The sequence below is a fragment of the Cryptosporangium sp. NPDC048952 genome (assembly GCF_043197895.1).
Taxonomy (GTDB): Bacteria; Actinomycetota; Actinomycetes; order Mycobacteriales; family Cryptosporangiaceae; genus Cryptosporangium.
This window is the reverse complement of record NZ_JBICTY010000009.1, coordinates 222,198-237,900: the sequence shown is the minus strand read 5'-3', so window position 1 is coordinate 237,900 and position 15,703 is coordinate 222,198. Positions and strand designations below refer to the sequence as shown.

Sequence of the window (15,703 nt, the reverse complement as noted above, 5' to 3'; positions counted from 1 at the left end):
CGCGAATCAACGGGTAGGTTGGAGAACGTGCCAATGCGGCTGGGCAGCCGGGAGTTCGCCGACACCGACCTGCTGGTGATGGCCATCGTCAACCGCACCCCCGACTCGTTCTACGACCGGGGATCGACGTTCAGCGACGAGGCCGCGCTCCAAGCCGTCGACACCGCAGTGCGCGACGGCGCGGAAATCGTCGACATCGGTGGTGTGAAAGCGGGTCCCGGCGAAGCCGTGGACGCCGCGGAGGAAGCACGACGCACCGTGCCGCTGATCCGCGAGGTCCGCGCCCGCCACCCGCAGCTGGTGATCAGCATCGACACCTGGCGCGCCGAGGTGGGCGAGGCAGCCGTCGACGCCGGAGCCGACCTGCTCAACGACACCTGGTCCGGCGCCGACCCCGACCTCGCCGTCGTCGCGGCACGCACCGGCGCGGGGCTGATCTGCTCCCACGCCGGTGGCCTGGAGCCCCGCCGCAGGCCGCATCGCCCCGCCTTCCCGGACGTCGTCGATGACGTGGTGAGCACCGTGACGCGCCTGGCCGAGCGAGCGGTCGAGGTCGGAGTGCGCCCGGACGGCATCCTGATCGACCCGGCGCACGACTTCGGCAAGAACACCTGGCACTCGCTGACGCTGACCCGCGAGCTGGAAAAGCTCGTCGCGACGGGCTGGCCGGTGCTGGTGGCGCTTTCCCGGAAGGACTTCGTCGGCGAGACACTCGATCTTTCCGTGGACGAGCGGCTCGAGGGCACGCTCGCGGCCACCTCGATCAGCGCCTGGCTCGGCGCCCGCGTGTTCCGCGCTCACGACGTCCGGGCGACCCGCCGCACGCTCGACATGGTCGCGTCGATCCGCGGCACCCGTCCACCCACGTTCACGCGTCGGGGACTGGCGTAACCCGCACGGGTGCGGACGGACCGGCTTCGACCCGGGTCTCGGAGTGCAGCTCCAGCTCGATGGCGTCGAACGCCTCGGAAACCGACGAAACGACGGTGAGCATCGCCAGGGCCTCGCGTCGCACGAACCCGCGCGCCTCGAGGTCGCGCAGCCAGCTCAGGAGCCCGCCGTAGAACCCTCCGGTGTTCAGCAGGACGACGGGCTTCGCGTGCATGCCCAGCGAGCGTGACGTCCAGACCTCGAACATCTCCTCGAGCGTGCCGATGCCGCCGGGAAGGCCGAGGAACGCGTCGGCCCGGTCGTCCATCGCGGCTTTCCGCTCGCGCATCCCGGTAGTGAGGATGAGCTCGTCGGAGTCGAAGTCGGCGATCTCGCGGCTGCTCAGCGCCTCGGGAATGACGCCGACCGTGCGCGCTCCCCCGGCCCTGGCGGCGGCCGCCACCGCACCCATCATCGAGACCCTCCCACCACCCGACACCAGCGAGTGGCCGCGGCGGGCGAGCTCGGCACCGACCTCGGTGGCCAGCTCGATCAGCCCCGGCTCGATCGACGTCGAGGACGCGCAGTAGACGCAGACGTGCGCCATCAGGCTTCCACCGGCGCCTCGTCGATGCCGGTCGCCTGCTCGGCCGAGAGGGACTCCGCCGAGCTCACGGCTGCGACCGCCTCGTCGATGTCGTCGGTGAGCTGGATCAGGTCCAGGTCCTGCTCGGAGATCTTGCCGTCGGCGAGCATGCTCTGACGCAGCCAGTCGACGAGCCCACCCCAGTACTTGGTGCCGATCAGCACGACCGGGAACCGCGTCACCTTGCGGGTCTGCACCAGCGTCAGCGCCTCGAACAGCTCGTCGAGCGTGCCGAAACCGCCGGGGAGGACGCAGAACGCCTCGGCGTACTTCACGAACATCGTCTTCCGGGCGAAGAAGTACCGGAAGTTGACGCCGATGTCGACCCACCGGTTGAGCCCCTGCTCGAACGGGAGCTCGATGCCCAGGCCGACGCTGACGCCACCGGCCTCACTGGCGCCCTTGTTCGCGGCCTCCATCGTGCCGGGGCCACCGCCGGTGATCACCGCGAACCCCGCCTCGACGAGGGCGTGGCCCAGCTGCTCGGCGAGCTTGTAGTCGGGGTGGTCGACCGGCGTGCGCGCCGAGCCGAACACGCTGACCGCCGGTCCGAGCTCGGCGAGCGCACCGAATCCCTCGACGAACTCGCTCTGGATCCGCAGGACCCGCCACGTGTCGGAGTGGATGAAATCCGCTCGCCCACTCTTGTTGTCGAGCAGCCGCTGGTCGGTGGTACTAGTCGGTACCTGTTGGCGCCGAAGCGTTACCGGACCCCGCCGGTGTTCTGGGCTGCTCATGCAGGCCACGGTATCCCGCGGATGGAAAACACTAGTTCGCTTGCAGGTAGCGACGAAGTGCCTGCACGGCTGCGGTGATCTTGCGCGTATCGACGTACTCGCCGGCCTGATGGGCCAGGTTGGGGTCGCCCGGACCGAAGTTCACCGCCGGGATGCCCAGCGTCGCGAAGCGGGCCACGTCGGTCCAGCCGAGCTTTGCCTGCACCGGTGCGTCCAATTTGTTGACGAAATTCGCGGCGGCAGGGGCGCTGAGACCCGGCAGCGCACCGGGTGCCGAGTCGGTGATCTCCAGGTCGTAGCCCTCGAACACCTCCCGGACGTGGGCCTCCGCCTGCGCTTCGGAGCGGTCGGGGGCGAACCGGAAGTTGACCGTGACGTCGCAGCGGTCGGGGATGACGTTGCCGGCGACCCCGCCGTTGATCGCGACCGCGTTCAGGCCCTCGCGGTAGCGACAGCCGTCGATGTCGACCTGACGTGCCTCGTACCCGTTCAGCCGATCGAGGATCGCGCCGGCGGCGTGGATCGCGTTGACCCCGTGCCAGCTGCGTGCGGAGTGCGCCCGCTTGCCGTGCGTCGTGATCTTCGCGCGAAGCGTGCCCTGGCAACCGCCCTCGACCGTGCCATCGGTGGGTTCGAGCAGCACCGCGAAGTCGGCGGCGAGCCAGTCGGGGTGGTTACGGCTGACCCGTCCCAGGCCGTTCTTCGATGCCTCGACCTCTTCGTTGTCGTAGAGGACGAGCGTGAGGTCGTGGGCGGGGTCTTCGACCGTGGCCGCGAGGTGGAGCAGCACGGCGTCGCCGCTCTTCATGTCGGACGTGCCGCAGCCGTAGAGCAGGTCGCCCTCGCGGCGCGACGGGACGTTGTCCGCGATCGGCACCGTGTCGAGGTGACCGGCCAGCACGACGCGGTGCTTCCGGTCCAGGTTCGTGCGGGCGACGATCGTGTCGCCGTCGCGGGTGAGTTCGTAGTTCTTCAGGCTCTGGAGCGCGGCGAAGACCTCGTCGGTCAGCGGCCCTTCGGCGCCGGAGACCGACTCGAAATCGACCAGGGCAGCGGTGAGGGCGACCGGGTCGCCCGCGAGGTCCAACGTCACGGGCCGACCCTAGCGCTCGATAAGGTGGGCTCCGTGAGCATCTGGGGAGTGGGCCTGGCGACCGAGTACGCCGGACAGATTCTGGACGTGTGGTTCCCCACGGGGAAGTTGGGTGTGGGCGAGCCCGGGGTACCAGGACTCTCGCCCGGCGTCGCGCGGCTGGACAAGGCTCAGGGAGAGACTTCGCTCGGCTCGGAATTGGCGAGCGCGGTTGGGCCGGACCCGCTGCGCGGCGTCGAGGTCGTCGCGGTCTCGGTGGTCACCGACCTGGACGGGGCGCCAGTGGACGCCGCTGACGTCTACCTGCGCCTGCACCTGCTCTCGCACCGGCTGGTCAAGCCGCACGGGGCGAACCTGGAGGGCATCTTCGGCCACCTGGCGAACGTGGCCTGGACCTCGGCCGGGCCGGTGCTCGCCACCGAGGTGGAGGCCGTTCGCGCCCGCGCCCGGGCGTCCCGGAAACACTTCGAGGTCTACGGCGTCGACAAGTTCCCGCGGATGACCGACTATGTCGTGCCGTCCGGCGTGCGCATCGCCGACGCCGACCGCGTCCGGCTCGGCGCGCACCTCGCGTCCGGCACCACGGTCATGCACGAGGGTTTCGTCAACTACAACGCCGGCACGCTCGGCAACTCGATGGTCGAAGGCCGGATCTCGGCCGGGGTCGTCGTGGGCGACGGCTCCGACGTCGGTGGTGGCGCGTCGATCATGGGGACGCTGTCCGGCGGCGGCACGACCGTCGTCTCGATCGGCGAGCGGTGCCTGCTCGGCGCGAACTCGGGGCTGGGCATCCCGCTGGGTGACGACTCGGTCGTCGAGGCGGGCACCTACATCACCGCGGGGTCCAAGATCGCGCTACCCGACGGGAGCGTCGTGAAGGCGGCGTCCCTGGCGGGGGCCGACGGAGTGCTGTTCCGCCGCAACTCGGTGACGGGCGCACTCGAGGCAGTGCCCCGCGCCGGCCGCTCCTGGGGCGGCCTCAACGAGGCCCTCCACGCCAACTAGTTCTCGGGGTTACGACGGGTTCCCGGCCCTACGGCGCGCCGCCGTAGGGCCGGGAACCCGTCGTAGGCCCCGTTACGCGTTCAGGCGCTTGACCGCGGCGGCCACCCGTTCGTCGGTGGCGGTCAACGCCACCCGCACGTGCTGCGCACCCGCAGGCCCATAGAACTCCCCGGGCGCCACGAGGATCCCGCGCTCCGCGAGCCACTCCACCGTGTCCCAGCACGCTTCGTCCCGCGTGGCCCAGAGGTACAGCCCCGCCTCGGAGTGGTCGATGCGGAACCCGGCGCTCACCAGCGCCTCCCGCAACACCACTCGCCGCCGCGCGTACAGCTCACGCTGCGCAACCACGTGCGACACGTCGCCCAACGCCGCTGCCATCGCGGCCTGCACCGGCTCCGGAACGATCATCCCCGCGTGCTTGCGCACCGCGAGCAACTCTCCGACGATCGCCGGGTCACCGGCGACGAACCCCGCCCGGTACCCAGCGAGGTTCGAGCGCTTCGACAGCGAGTGCACCGCGAGCAAACCGGTCACGTCACCGTCGGACACCTCGTCGGACAGGATCGACACCGGCTCGACGTCCCAGCCGAGCTCCAGGTAGCACTCGTCGGAGATCACGACAGTGCCGCGTTCCCGCGCCCACGCCACCACCTTGCGCAGGTGCGGGACTCCGAGCACGCGACCGGTCGGGTTCGACGGGGAGTTGACCCAGATCGCGGCGATCTTGCCCGGCCCGGACGCGACAGTGGCGTCCGAGCGCACACCCTGGGCCCCGGCGAGCCGGATCCCGACGTCGTACGTCGGGTACGCCAGCGGCGGGAACTGGACGGTGTCCGCAGCGCCCAGGCCGAGCAACGTCGGCAGCCAGGCGACGAGTTCCTTCGAGCCGATCGTGGGCAGCACACCAACGGTGGCCGATGCGCCGAGCCGCTCGCGGACCCACGTGGCGATCGCGTCGCGCAGTGCGGAAGAACCCGCCGTCAGCGGGTAACCCGGCGCGTCAGCGGCCGCCACCAGCGCGTCGCGGACCACGGCGGGGGTCGGGTCGACCGGCGTCCCGACCGAGAGGTCGACGATGCCGTCCGGATGTTCCCGGGCCCGCTTCCCGTAGGGCGCGAGGGTGTCCCACGGGAAGTCGGGCAGCGATGCCGGGATCAGTGCTCACCTTCCTGCGGCGGCAGCGCGGCGACCAGCGGAGCGTCGTGCTTGATGAGGCCCAGCTTCGACGCACCGCCCGGCGAACCGATCTCGTCGAAGAAGACGACGTTGGCGTTGTAGTACTCGCGCCATTCTTCCTTCACGTCATCCTCGTAGAAGATCGCCTCGACCGGGCACACCGGTTCGCAGGCGCCGCAGTCGACGCACTCGTCGGGGTGGATGTACAGCATCCGCTCCCCTTCGTAGATGCAGTCGACGGGGCACTCCTCGATGCACGCCTTGTCCTTGACATCAACACAGGGCTCGGCGATGACGTACGTCACGTAGGTAATCCTTCCAGGCGCGGTGGCGGCTTCGCCTTCGGATGATGGTGGGGAACCGGGCCGCCTTAGCGGTATCTAGTATCGCTGGCTGCGGATCGCGATGCAGAGGCGGGTCAGATGTCGCTCAACCCGACGGACGTCGGTCACCGGGTCGTTGTACGGAGGGTCCTCACCGGCTTCGACGCCGAACGACCGCAGTACAGCGACGTTCTTGGCGAGCTTATCGAGCTGGACGCAGAACGCCAGCGAGTGGTGGTGAGAACGCGCGCCGGCGAGGTCGTGATTTCCGTCGCTGAGATCGCGGCGGCGAAGCGCATTCCGCCGGCCCGCATCAAGGACCTCGAGCTCGAACGCATCGCCGCGCTCGGCTGGCGCGGGCTGGACAACGACCAGATCGGCGGCTGGCAGCTGCGCGCCGCCGGCGGCTGGACCGGGCGCGCGAACTCGGTGCTCCCACTGGGCGATCCGGGTGTGCCGCTCGACGAGGCGTTGGCCTTCGTCACGAGCTGGTACGCCGAACGCGGCCTCCCGCCGCAGTTCCAGCTCCCGCTGCCGGCCGCCACGAGACTCGCACGATCGCTGGAGGAACGCGGCTGGCGCGACCAGCGCGGTGCGATCGTCCTCACCGCGGAGACGAAGAACCTACGGCTCCCGGCGAAAGACCTGCCCCCGGTGACCATCACGGACGAGCCCGACGCCGACTGGCTCGCCGCGTACCACTACCGCGGCAACGCGCTGCCCGACGTCGCCATTGCGGTTCTGAAGAACGCCACGGCCCCCGGCTTCGCCTCCGTTCGTGCGGACGGCACGACGATCGCGATCTGCCGGCTGAGCGTCGACGAGGGGTGGGTGGGCGTCACGGCGGTCGAGGTCGACCCCGCGCACCGGCGGCGCGGCCTGGCGACGCATCTCCTGGCCGGCGCGCTCGACTGGGCGAAAGCGGATCACGTCTACCTGCAGACCGAACCGGACAACACCGTCGCCCTCGCGATGTACGAGAAGCTCGGCTTCGAGCGGCACCACGTCTACCGGTACTACGCCTAGCGTCGGCGCGGCTTCTGCGCTGCGTACGCGCCCCACGCGCGGCTCTTCGGGTCGAGCCCGAACGCCACCGCCAGCAGCACCCCGATCGCCGAACCGATCAACAGCACGGCGACGCACACCAGCAGTTGGAGGATCCACTGCGTGACGCCGGAGCCGAACGGTGTCGCACCCGAGATGAACGGCCCGACGAGCGTCACCAGCAGCGCCGAGATCACGATGTCGAAGAACAGGTCACCGGCCGTGACGCCCCACACGTAGCGCCGAGCGGTCAGGAACCCCGCGACGGCGAGCACGACACCCATCGCGGCCAGCGACACCAACGCCGTGGTCAGCTCGACGTCCTCGCTCGTGCCGGTCGCGAGACGCAGCACCAGCCGCGCTCCGAAGTTCACCACAACCAGCACCGCGACGACGACGCCGACCCGGGCCCACCTGTTCCGCATTGGCGACACGTTAGGGCACCAGGTTGCCCTGTGACCTGGGAATTACCACTGTCACAGCCAACGTCGCGACGATCGTCAGCATGCCGATGAGCAGGATGCCGTACCCGACCCAGTCACCCTGCACGACCAGGTCGCCTTCGGCAGTCCGCGTCGACAGCGGAAAGATCGTGACGAACCATGCCACCGCGGGGACGATCGTCAAACTGCCCTGTCCGGACCCGTACCGGGTGACGAACAACCCCAGCACGATGCCGACCACGACGATCACCCAGCTGATCGGAATCGGGGTCGCGCCGATGCGGAACGGGGTCAGGAACGCGGCGATCAGCTCGGTGGTCACCACGATCAGCGTGCCCACCAGCACCGCAGCGACCCGCAGAGGCCACTCCATCTAAAGCCCCGCGAACAGGTCGTCTTCCAGACCCGCCCGGTCGCTCTCCCCCACCGCACGGATGTAGTACTCGACGCCGACCGGCTCCACTCCGAGGTTCTCGGCCAGCGCGTGCAGCCACGTGCCCGGGTCCACCTGGGTGGCGTGCGCCCGCATCGCGGCCTGCTTGGCCAGCGCGAAGGCCGACGCGTCGATCCGCGCTCCGAGCTTCTCGTCGGCCGTGACGAACGGCAACGCGTCGACGTCCCGCTGCCCGGCGAACGGGTTCTCGGCCGACGTGGCGAACATTTCGATGCCGCGGGCCAGCAGCGACCGGGGCTCGCTCGGGAAATACACCTTGCTCACCCGCCACTCGGGCTCCGCCAGTTCGATCGCCCGCATCGTCACCCGGTGGGCCTGGATGTGGTCGGGGTGACCGTACAGCCCGTCGGGGTCGTACGTGACGACGACCTGCGGCTGGACCTCCCGGATGACGTCGGCCAACCACGCGGCCGCCTCGTCGACGGACGCGCGCCAGAACGCCCGTGGGTGGTCGTTCTGGGGCGTGCCGATCATGCCGCTGTCGCGGTAGCGCCCGGTGCCACCGAGGAACCGCTGGTCGCCGACGCCCAGCGCGGCCATCGCGCGCTCGAGCTCGGTGATCCGGTAGCCGCCCAACTGGTCGGCCTGGTCGGCCGCGAGCCCCGCCAGCGCGGGCACCAGGATCTCGCCTTCCTCGCCGAGCGTGCAGGTGACGAGCGTGACGTGCGCGCCTTCGGCCGCGTACCGGGCCATCGTGGCGCCGGTGGTGATCGTCTCGTCGTCCGGATGGGCGTGCACGAGGAGAAGTCGTCGGGCGGGCAGGCTCATGGACCCAAGCCTAGGGGTGTCAGGATGGCGTGGTGAGTGCGCAGACGTCGTTCCCCCGGTTGGCCGCCCGGACCCGCAACTTCACGCTCGGAGCGCCACGCACGGTGGCCGTCTCCCGGGACGGCGAGAGAGTCGTGTTCCTCCGCTCCGCCGGCCCCACCGACGCCGTACACGCGCTCTGGGTGCTCGACGTCGCCAGCGGCACGGAGCGCGTCGTCGCCGACCCGCGGGCGTTCCGCGACACCGACGACGAGGACCTCCCGCCGGAGGAGAAGGCGATGCGCGAGCGTCGCCGCGAGTCCGGCGGCGGCATCGTCTCGTACGCCACCGACGAGCACACCCGCATCGCGGTGTTCACGCTCGGCGGGAAGCTGTTCCGCATCGGCCTGCTCCCGGGTGACGAACCCACGCCGGTCGAGCTCCCGGTCGCCGGCCCGGTGCTGGACCCGCGGCCGTCGCCCCGCGGCGACCGCGTCGCGTACGTCACCGGCGGTGCGTTGCACGTCCTGGAGCTCGACGACGAGACGTGGACCGACCGGGTACTGGTCGCCGAAGAGCACGTCACCTGGGGCGTCGCCGAGTTCGCCGCCGCCGAGGAGATGAACCGCTTCCGCGGCTACTGGTGGTCCCCCGACTCCGAGCGCATCCTCGCCGCACGCGTCGACGAGTCCCCGGTGCAGACCTGGTACATCGCCGACCCCGCGCAGCCGGGCCGCGAGCCCACGACGATCCGCTACCCCCGGGCGGGAAGCTCGAACGCGCTGGTGAGCCTGCACGTCATTGCTCTCTCCGGCGCGCGTCTCGATCTGAGTTGGGACGCCGACGAGTACCCCTACCTCGTCACCGGCGGCTGGGACGACAGCGGCTGCCCATTGTTCACGGTCATGGACCGCCGCCAGTCGAAGGCCCTGGTGCTCGGCGCCGACCCCGACACCGGTGAGCTCACCACGCACCTGGAAACCACTGGCACTCCGTGGCTGGAGGTCCTGCCGGGTACCCCGGCGTTGCTGGGTGACGGTCGTCTGGTGTGGAGCACCGACCAGGGCGACGCCAGGCAACTGCTCGTCGGGGGGATGGCTGCCACGCCGCCCGGGCTGTACGTGCGGCGCTACGTCGGACAGGACGGCGCCGACGTGCTGGTCGAAGGCACCGAGGGCGCACCCGAGCAGAACCACGTGTACCGGGTGGGGCCGGATGGTACGGCCCGGCAGGTCACCGAGGGTGCGGGCTGGTTCAGCGGGGTCTCGGGCGGGTCCACCCGCGTGGAGGTCCGGCGGACGCTCGACACGGTCGGGGTCAGGTACGTGGTGACGCCGAACCGGGCGCTGGAGTCGTTCGCGGCCGCGCCGCCGTTCACGGCGAACCCGACGCTCAGCCGGGTCACCGACCGACGCTTGCCGGCGGCGGTGCTCTACCCGCGCGACCACGTAGCGGGCACCCGGCTGCCGGTGCTGATGGACCCGTACGGCGGCCCGCACCACCAGGAGGTGATGGCCGCCGGGACGCTGTGGCTGGAGCCGCAGTGGTGGGCCGACCAGGGGTTCGCGGTGGTGATCGTCGACGGGCGCGGGACGCCCGGTATCTCGCCGTCGTTCGAGTCGGCGATCCGGCACGACTTCGCGGGGCCCGTGCTCGACGACCAGGCCGACGGGTTGCTCGCGTTGGCGAAGGACCATCCCGACCTGGACCTCGACCGCGTCGGCATTCGCGGTTGGTCGTTCGGCGGTTACCTCGCCGCACTCGCGGTGCTGCGGCGCCCGGACGTGTTCCACGCCGGGATCGCGGGGGCGCCAGTGACCGACTGGGAGCTGTACGACACGTTCTACACCGAGCGCTACCTCGGGCTGCCCGACGAGCAGCCCGAGGCGTACCGGCGTTCGTCGCTGATCGAGGACGCCGGGAAGTTGTCGCGGCCGCTGATGATCGTGCACGGGCTGGCCGACGACAACGTCGTCGCGGCGCACACGCTGCAGCTCTCCTCGGCCCTGCTCGCCGCCGGCCGCCCCCACGAGGTGCTCCCCCTGACCGGCATCACCCACATGGCCACCGACGAGACGGTGAAAGAGAACTTGCTGCTCCTGCAGCTGGATTTCCTCCGCCGCTCGCTCGCGTAGCGAGATGCCCCCGCCTTCGGCGGGGGCATCTGCTCTGACCTGGAGCCCGCCCAGGGCGACGCTGCCGATCGGGCGGGGCAACGCCGCGTATAGGTGATACTCAAGTTGTCCCGCCCGCTCGGCAGCGTCGTTCTGGGCGGGCCGCCCACTAGGTCTCCGGGAAGTGGCAGGCGGCGAGTGAGCCGCCGTTCTTGATGGTGAGCGGGGGCGCCTCCTGGGCGCACTTGTCCTGGGCCTTCCAGCAGCGCGTACGGAACCGGCACCCCGACGGCGGGTCGAGCGGCGTCGGCACGTCACCGGCCAACCGGATCCGCTTCGAGTCCGCGGTCCCGAGCTGCGTCACGTCCGGCACCGCCGACAGCAACGCCCGCGTGTACGGGTGCGACGGTCGCTCGTAGATCGCTTCCCGGTCACCGACCTCGACGATCTTCCCCAGGTACATCACCGCGATGCGCTGCGAGAAGTGCCGCACGACCGCCAGGTCGTGAGCGATGAACAGGAACGCCAGGTCCAGCTCGCTCTGCAGCTGCCGCAGCAGGTTGATGATCTGCGCCTGGATCGAGACGTCCAGCGCGGACACCGGCTCGTCGGCGACGATGAACCGCGGCTGCACGACCAGCGCACGGGCGATGCCGATGCGCTGCCGCTGCCCACCGGAGAACTCGTGCGGGTACCGGTTGTAGTGCTCGGGGTTGAGCCCGACCAGCTCCAACATCTCCTGGACACGCTTCTTGCGGCCGCCGGGCGGGTCGATACCGTTGACGTTCAGCGGCATCTCGATGATCCGCCCGACCGTGTGCCGCGGGTTCAGCGACGAGTACGGGTCCTGGAAGATGATCTGCATGTCCTGACGCAGCTGCGTCAGCGACCGGCCCTTGGCCTTCGTCACGTCCTTGCCTTCGAACGTGATCGACCCGGCCGACGCCTCGAGCAGCCGGATCACCATCCGGCCGGTCGTCGTCTTCCCACAGCCGGACTCGCCGACCAGCCCGAGCGTCTCACCGGGGGCGACGTCGAAGTCGATGCCGTCGACGGCACGCACGACGGCCTTCTCGCCGAACAACCCACCGTTGACCGGGTAGTGCTTGGCCAGGCCGCGCACGGACAGCAGCGCGTCCCTCCGCGGGGCCTCCCCGCCCGGAATCCGGGCTTCCTCTTCGAGTTTGACGTCACTCACAGCGCCACTCCGGCTTCCGAGATGTCCCGCTGGTAGATCTCCCGCCGGCGGTCGGCCGGCAGATGGCACGCCACCGAGTGCCCGGCGTCGTCCAGCACCGGCAGCAGCTCCGGCACGTCGGTGAACGAACGGTCGCCGTTCTGTCCGGCGTACGGGCACCGCGGGTGGAACGCGCAGCCCGACGGACGGTTGAGCAGGCTCGGCGGGCTGCCCTTGATCGGGACGAGGTCGGCCTCGGCGTCACCGTGCAGCGACGGCACCGAGTTGAGCAGACCCCAGGTGTACGGGTGCTGCGGACGCCGGAGAACCTGCTCGACGGTGCCCTTCTCGACCGCGCGCCCGGCGTACATCACCAGGACGTCGTCGGCGATCTGGCTGATCACGCCCAGGTCGTGGGTGATGATGATGACCGCCGAGTGGAACTCGCGCTGCAGGTCCTCGAGCAGGTCGAGGATCTGCGCCTGGACGGTGACGTCCAGCGCGGTGGTCGGCTCGTCGGCGATCAGCAGGTCGGGGTCGTTGACCAGCGACATCGCGATCATCGCGCGCTGACGCATACCGCCGGAGAACTCGTGCGGGTAGCTGTCGACACGCTTGTCGGGGCGCGGGATCCCCACCCGGTCGAGCATCTCGACCGCCCGGGTGCGGGCTTCCTTCTTCGAGGCCTTCGGGTGGTGGACCCGGTACGCCTCGACGATCTGGCGCCCCACCGTGTAGTAGGGATGCAGCGCCGAGAGCGGGTCCTGGAAGATCATGGCCATCGTCTGGCCGCGCAGCTTCCGGACCTCCTCCTCCGGGCAGCCGACGATCTGGCGGCCACCGACCGTGATGCTGCCGGTGATCTCCGCACGCTTCGCATCGTGCAGCCCCATGATCGCCATGCTGCTGACGGACTTGCCGGAGCCGGACTCGCCGACGATGCCGAGCGTCTGTCCACGCCGGACGCCGTAGCTCACACCGTCGACGGCGCGCACGGTGCCGTCCATCGTCGCGAACGAGACCTTGAGGTCGTCGACCCGGAGGAACTCTTCTTCGTCGACAGGGGTTTCAGTCATCCGAGCCTCACCCGCGGGTCGATGTACGCGTAGAGCCAGTCGACGATGACGTTCGTCAACACGATGAAGAACGCGGCCAGCAACACGGTGGCCATGACGACCGGCAGGTTCAGCTGTCGCGCGGCCTCCGCCGCGGTGAACCCGACGCCCGGCATGCCGAACACGTTCTCGGTGATCACCGCGCCGCCGAGCGAGACGCCCAGGTCCAGACCGAAGATCGTGACGATCGGTGTGATGCCGGCGCGCAGCGCGTGGCGCAGGTAGACCTGTCGCGACGGGAGGCCCTTGGCCCGCGCCGTGCGGACGAAGTCCTCGGACAGCGTCTCGAGCATCTGGGCGCGCGTGAGCCGGGCGTAGATCGCGGAGTTGAGGAACGCGAGCGTCGTCCAGGGCAGGATCATCCCGACGAACCAGTCGCCGACGCTTTCGAACGGACTGGTGTAGGACGGCGTCGGAAGCCATTTCAAGGTGTAGACGAACAACACCTGCAGCAGCAGACCGACGAAGTAGATCTGGAGCGAGGCTCCGGCGAGCGAGAACCCGATCGCCGTCCGGTCGATCCAGGTACCCCTGCGCAGGGCGGAGATGAACCCGAGCGTGACGCCGAGCAGGGCCCACATCGCGGCCCCACCGAGGACGATCGAGATCGTCACCGGAAGCGCGCGTCCGACGATGCTGGACACCGCCTCACTGCTCCGGAACGACCAACCCAGGCACGGCGCTTTGCACTCGATCGCGGTGTCGCCCTGGCCGATCGTGCGGCCGGCGACGATGCCCTTCATGTACTGGCCGTACTGCGTCCAGAGCGGCTGGTCCAGACCGAGCTGCCGCTCGATGTTCTGGACCTGCGCGGGGCGGCAGTCGCGGCCGCACTGCAGTTCGGCCGGGCTGGTCGGAACCGCGAAGAACATGAAAAACGTCAGGACGCTCACGCCGAACAACGTCAGCAGTGCGAGCGAACCTCGCCGCAGAATGAACCGGGCCACGGACCTCTCCCAGCCGGGTGCCCCGGTCGGCCGTCAGCACGACGGCCGACCGGAGCAGTGGTGACTTACTTGACGTACAGGTTGTTCAGACCCGAGTTGCCGTACGGCTTGCTCAGGTAGATGCCGCCGATCTTCGAGCCGTACACGGTCGTCTGCTTGTCGTAGATGACCGGGATGGTCGGCGCAAGGCGGGTCATGATGTCCTTGTCCAGCGCGCCCCAGGCCTTGTCGGCCTCGGTCAGGTCGGACAGCCCGAGGATCCGCTCGATCTCCTCGTTGGTCTTCGGGTCGTTCAGGTACGCCGTGTTGTTGTTGCCCTCCGGCGTGATCCGCTTGCCGTCCCACAGCGGCGGGATGACCGTTCCGGCTCCCGGCCAGTCCGAACCCCAGCCGTACATGTACATGTCGAACTGGTTGTTCTTCTTTCCGATGACCGTGTAGTACTGGTCCTCGTCGACCGGCTGGATCGTCAGGTCGACACCGGCCGGCTGCAGGCTGCTCCGCAGGAACGCGGCGACGGCCTGGTTGCGCTCGGTGTTGCGGTAGGCGTAGGTCAGCTTGACCTTCTTGCCGCCGAGCAGCTCCTTGGCCTTCTCGATGTTGCCGGTGTTGCCGCCGTCGTAGGCGTTGTACTTGTCGTAGCCCGACGTCGTCGGCGAGAGCAGCGTCGTGCCCGGGTCACCGGCGTAGGAGCCCCACACCTTGAGCAGACCCTGGCGGTCGATCGCGTAGTTCAGCGCCTGGCGAAGCTTGAGGTCCGTCACCCGCTGGGTGTTGAAGTTGATCTGCCAGACGTACTGCGTCGGGCCGCTCAGGATCCGGTCCTTGGCGGACTGGACGGCCTTCGGGTAGACGCTCGCCGGGATCGTCATGTCCTGGAACGTCAGCGAGGTCTGGGCCGCGCCGGCGTCGGAGATGACCAGCTCGCTGGCCTGCTCCGCGGTCCGGGTGAAGTCGACGACGTACTGGTCCGGGAAGTCGTGCCGGATCGGGTCGGTCTTCGGGTCCCAGTTCGAGTTCCGGACCAGCACCATCTTCTGGGTGCGGTTGTACGTCTGGATCTTGTACGGACCGGACGAGAACGGCCGGTTGTCGTACTGGACCTTGGTGTCGCGGGCCGGCGGCACCGGCGACGCGGTCGGCAGCGCCATCGCGAACGGCGTGTCCGCGTGTGCCGCCGGGAACTTGAAGATGATCGTCTTCGCGTCCGGCACCTCGACGTTCGGCGGAACCTTCGCGCCGCCGTTGTACGGGCCCTTGTACTTCGCGTTGTAGTCCGCGCTACCGGCCAGCCACTGCTGGATGTAGTGCGGGCCGTTCGGCAGGTCGGGGCTGAACGAGCGGGCGATGCCGTACGCGACGTCCTGAGCCGTGATCGCCGAGCCGTCCTCGTACTTCAGGCCGTCCTTCAGCGTGTACTTCCACGTCTTGCCGCCGTCGGACTCCTCGCCGGTGTTCGTGGCCAGGTCGCCCACGACCTCCAGCTTGCCGTCGCCGTTCTCCCGGTACTGGGTCAGCGTCCGGTAGAGCAGGTTCGAGCCGGTCGTCTGCGACGGCACGACGTAGTTCTGCTGGGGGTCGAGGTGCTCGAAGTCGCCGCTGGTGTAGAGCGTGACGGTGCCGCCCTTCTTGGCACCGGCAACCTCGGGAGCGGGTCCGTCCGAGTTCTCCGCGAGCGTTGCGGTCTGCGTCTCCGCCTTGGTCGTCTCGCCGGTGGCGTCGTCATCACCGGTGTTCTTGCTGCATCCGGCCGCGGTGAGCGCCACCGCAAGAACGCCGACGCTCAGCATCCGTACTGGTCGTCGCACGAGT

General features: G+C 69.5%; 16 protein-coding genes. 4 read left to right on the top strand and 12 right to left on the bottom strand.

Annotated features, from left to right (window positions below; translation table 11 throughout):
- Nucleotides 1–33: 33 nt before the first annotated feature.
- Nucleotides 34–891: a dihydropteroate synthase gene (folP, locus tag ACGFY5_RS40725; RefSeq protein ID WP_392730046.1), complete on the top strand. Its 858-nt coding sequence runs from the start codon at nt 34–36 to the stop codon at nt 889–891.
- On the opposite strand, the gene ACGFY5_RS40720 is transcribed toward folP, so the two are convergent.
- From ACGFY5_RS40720 to dapE, 3 genes are read right to left on the bottom strand one after another with little or no spacing between them, the layout of a single operon-like run.
- Nucleotides 869–1,477 carry a TIGR00730 family Rossman fold protein gene (locus ACGFY5_RS40720; RefSeq protein ID WP_392729595.1) on the bottom strand — a complete coding sequence of 203 codons (609 nt, stop codon included), beginning with the start codon at nt 1,475–1,477 and terminating at the stop codon, nt 869–871. The two genes, folP and ACGFY5_RS40720, sit on opposite strands and share 23 nt — an antisense overlap.
- Entirely contained in the window at nt 1,477–2,253 is a 777-nt protein-coding gene (locus ACGFY5_RS40715) for a TIGR00730 family Rossman fold protein (RefSeq protein WP_392729592.1), read from the bottom strand. Before ACGFY5_RS40715 ends, ACGFY5_RS40720 begins: the two co-directional genes overlap by 1 nt.
- A gap of 31 nt (nt 2,254–2,284) precedes the next feature.
- Complete coding sequence (gene dapE / locus ACGFY5_RS40710) at nt 2,285–3,346, bottom strand: succinyl-diaminopimelate desuccinylase (protein WP_392729589.1); 1,062 nt, start codon at nt 3,344–3,346, stop codon at nt 2,285–2,287.
- Nucleotides 3,347–3,379: 33 nt separating this feature from the next.
- Between dapE and dapD the strand changes: the two genes are divergently transcribed.
- On the top strand, nt 3,380–4,351 hold the full coding sequence (dapD, locus tag ACGFY5_RS40705; protein ID WP_392729586.1) for a 2,3,4,5-tetrahydropyridine-2,6-dicarboxylate N-succinyltransferase: 972 nt from the start codon (nt 3,380–3,382) through the stop codon (nt 4,349–4,351).
- 72 nt (nt 4,352–4,423) lie between these two features.
- Here the strand turns inward: dapD and dapC are convergent, their stop codons facing one another.
- Together dapC and fdxA are read right to left on the bottom strand one after the other, a co-directional pair.
- Nucleotides 4,424–5,506, bottom strand: a complete 1,083-nt coding sequence (dapC, locus tag ACGFY5_RS40700; protein WP_392730045.1) for a succinyldiaminopimelate transaminase — start codon at nt 5,504–5,506, stop codon at nt 4,424–4,426.
- Nucleotides 5,506–5,832 (bottom strand): ferredoxin, encoded by a 327-nt coding sequence (fdxA, locus tag ACGFY5_RS40695; protein WP_035857536.1) that lies wholly within the window; start codon nt 5,830–5,832, stop codon nt 5,506–5,508. The genes dapC and fdxA overlap by 1 nt, the downstream gene beginning before the upstream one ends.
- 279 nt (nt 5,833–6,111) lie before the next feature.
- On the opposite strand from fdxA, the gene ACGFY5_RS40690 reads away from it, so the two are divergent.
- Nucleotides 6,112–6,876, top strand: a complete 765-nt coding sequence (locus ACGFY5_RS40690; RefSeq protein WP_392729583.1) for a GNAT family N-acetyltransferase — start codon at nt 6,112–6,114, stop codon at nt 6,874–6,876.
- Here ACGFY5_RS40690 and ACGFY5_RS40685 read toward each other — a convergent pair.
- The 3 genes from ACGFY5_RS40685 to mshB are packed head-to-tail and all read right to left on the bottom strand — an operon-like array spanning nt 6,873 to nt 8,559.
- Nucleotides 6,873–7,319, bottom strand: coding sequence for a hypothetical protein (locus tag ACGFY5_RS40685; protein ID WP_392729580.1), 447 nt, complete (start codon nt 7,317–7,319; stop codon nt 6,873–6,875). The two genes, ACGFY5_RS40690 and ACGFY5_RS40685, sit on opposite strands and share 4 nt — an antisense overlap.
- Before the next feature lie 10 nt (nt 7,320–7,329).
- The gene (locus tag ACGFY5_RS40680; protein ID WP_392729578.1) at nt 7,330–7,710 is read right to left on the bottom strand and encodes a hypothetical protein; all 381 of its coding nucleotides are present in this window, start codon (nt 7,708–7,710) and stop codon (nt 7,330–7,332) included.
- Nucleotides 7,711–8,559 carry an N-acetyl-1-D-myo-inositol-2-amino-2-deoxy-alpha-D-glucopyranoside deacetylase gene (gene mshB / locus ACGFY5_RS40675; protein ID WP_392729575.1) on the bottom strand — a complete coding sequence of 283 codons (849 nt, stop codon included), beginning with the start codon at nt 8,557–8,559 and terminating at the stop codon, nt 7,711–7,713.
- 32 nt (nt 8,560–8,591) lie between these two features.
- Between mshB and ACGFY5_RS40670 the strand changes: the two genes are divergently transcribed.
- Nucleotides 8,592–10,673 carry a prolyl oligopeptidase family serine peptidase gene (locus tag ACGFY5_RS40670; RefSeq protein WP_392729573.1) on the top strand — a complete coding sequence of 694 codons (2,082 nt, stop codon included), beginning with the start codon at nt 8,592–8,594 and terminating at the stop codon, nt 10,671–10,673.
- Between the two features lie 148 nt (nt 10,674–10,821).
- On the opposite strand, the gene ACGFY5_RS40665 is transcribed toward ACGFY5_RS40670, so the two are convergent.
- The 4 genes from ACGFY5_RS40665 to ACGFY5_RS40650 all read right to left on the bottom strand — a co-directional run bounded on the left by ACGFY5_RS40665 (nt 10,822) and on the right by ACGFY5_RS40650 (nt 15,699).
- Nucleotides 10,822–11,850 carry an ABC transporter ATP-binding protein gene (locus ACGFY5_RS40665; RefSeq protein ID WP_392729571.1) on the bottom strand — a complete coding sequence of 343 codons (1,029 nt, stop codon included), beginning with the start codon at nt 11,848–11,850 and terminating at the stop codon, nt 10,822–10,824.
- Nucleotides 11,847–12,905 carry an ABC transporter ATP-binding protein gene (locus tag ACGFY5_RS40660; protein ID WP_392729569.1) on the bottom strand — a complete coding sequence of 353 codons (1,059 nt, stop codon included), beginning with the start codon at nt 12,903–12,905 and terminating at the stop codon, nt 11,847–11,849. Before ACGFY5_RS40660 ends, ACGFY5_RS40665 begins: the two co-directional genes overlap by 4 nt.
- Nucleotides 12,902–13,891 (bottom strand): ABC transporter permease, encoded by a 990-nt coding sequence (locus tag ACGFY5_RS40655; protein ID WP_392729566.1) that lies wholly within the window; start codon nt 13,889–13,891, stop codon nt 12,902–12,904. The genes ACGFY5_RS40660 and ACGFY5_RS40655 overlap by 4 nt, the downstream gene beginning before the upstream one ends.
- 65 nt (nt 13,892–13,956) lie before the next feature.
- Entirely contained in the window at nt 13,957–15,699 is a 1,743-nt protein-coding gene (locus tag ACGFY5_RS40650) for an ABC transporter substrate-binding protein (RefSeq protein ID WP_392729564.1), read from the bottom strand.
- Nucleotides 15,700–15,703 lie beyond the last annotated feature (4 nt).

Coding starts and splice junctions, on each gene's coding strand:
- ACGFY5_RS40715 (WP_392729592.1), bottom strand. CDS start 2,253: ATGAGCAGCCCAGAACACCGGCGGGGTCCGGTAACGCTTCGGCGCCAA.
- mshB (WP_392729575.1), bottom strand. CDS start 8,559: ATGAGCCTGCCCGCCCGACGACTTCTCCTCGTGCACGCCCATCCGGAC.
- ACGFY5_RS40720 (WP_392729595.1), bottom strand. CDS start 1,477: ATGGCGCACGTCTGCGTCTACTGCGCGTCCTCGACGTCGATCGAGCCG.
- ACGFY5_RS40680 (WP_392729578.1), bottom strand. CDS start 7,710: ATGGAGTGGCCTCTGCGGGTCGCTGCGGTGCTGGTGGGCACGCTGATC.
- ACGFY5_RS40685 (WP_392729580.1), bottom strand. CDS start 7,319: ATGCGGAACAGGTGGGCCCGGGTCGGCGTCGTCGTCGCGGTGCTGGTT.
- folP (WP_392730046.1), top strand. CDS start 34: ATGCGGCTGGGCAGCCGGGAGTTCGCCGACACCGACCTGCTGGTGATG.
- ACGFY5_RS40660 (WP_392729569.1), bottom strand. CDS start 12,905: ATGACTGAAACCCCTGTCGACGAAGAAGAGTTCCTCCGGGTCGACGAC.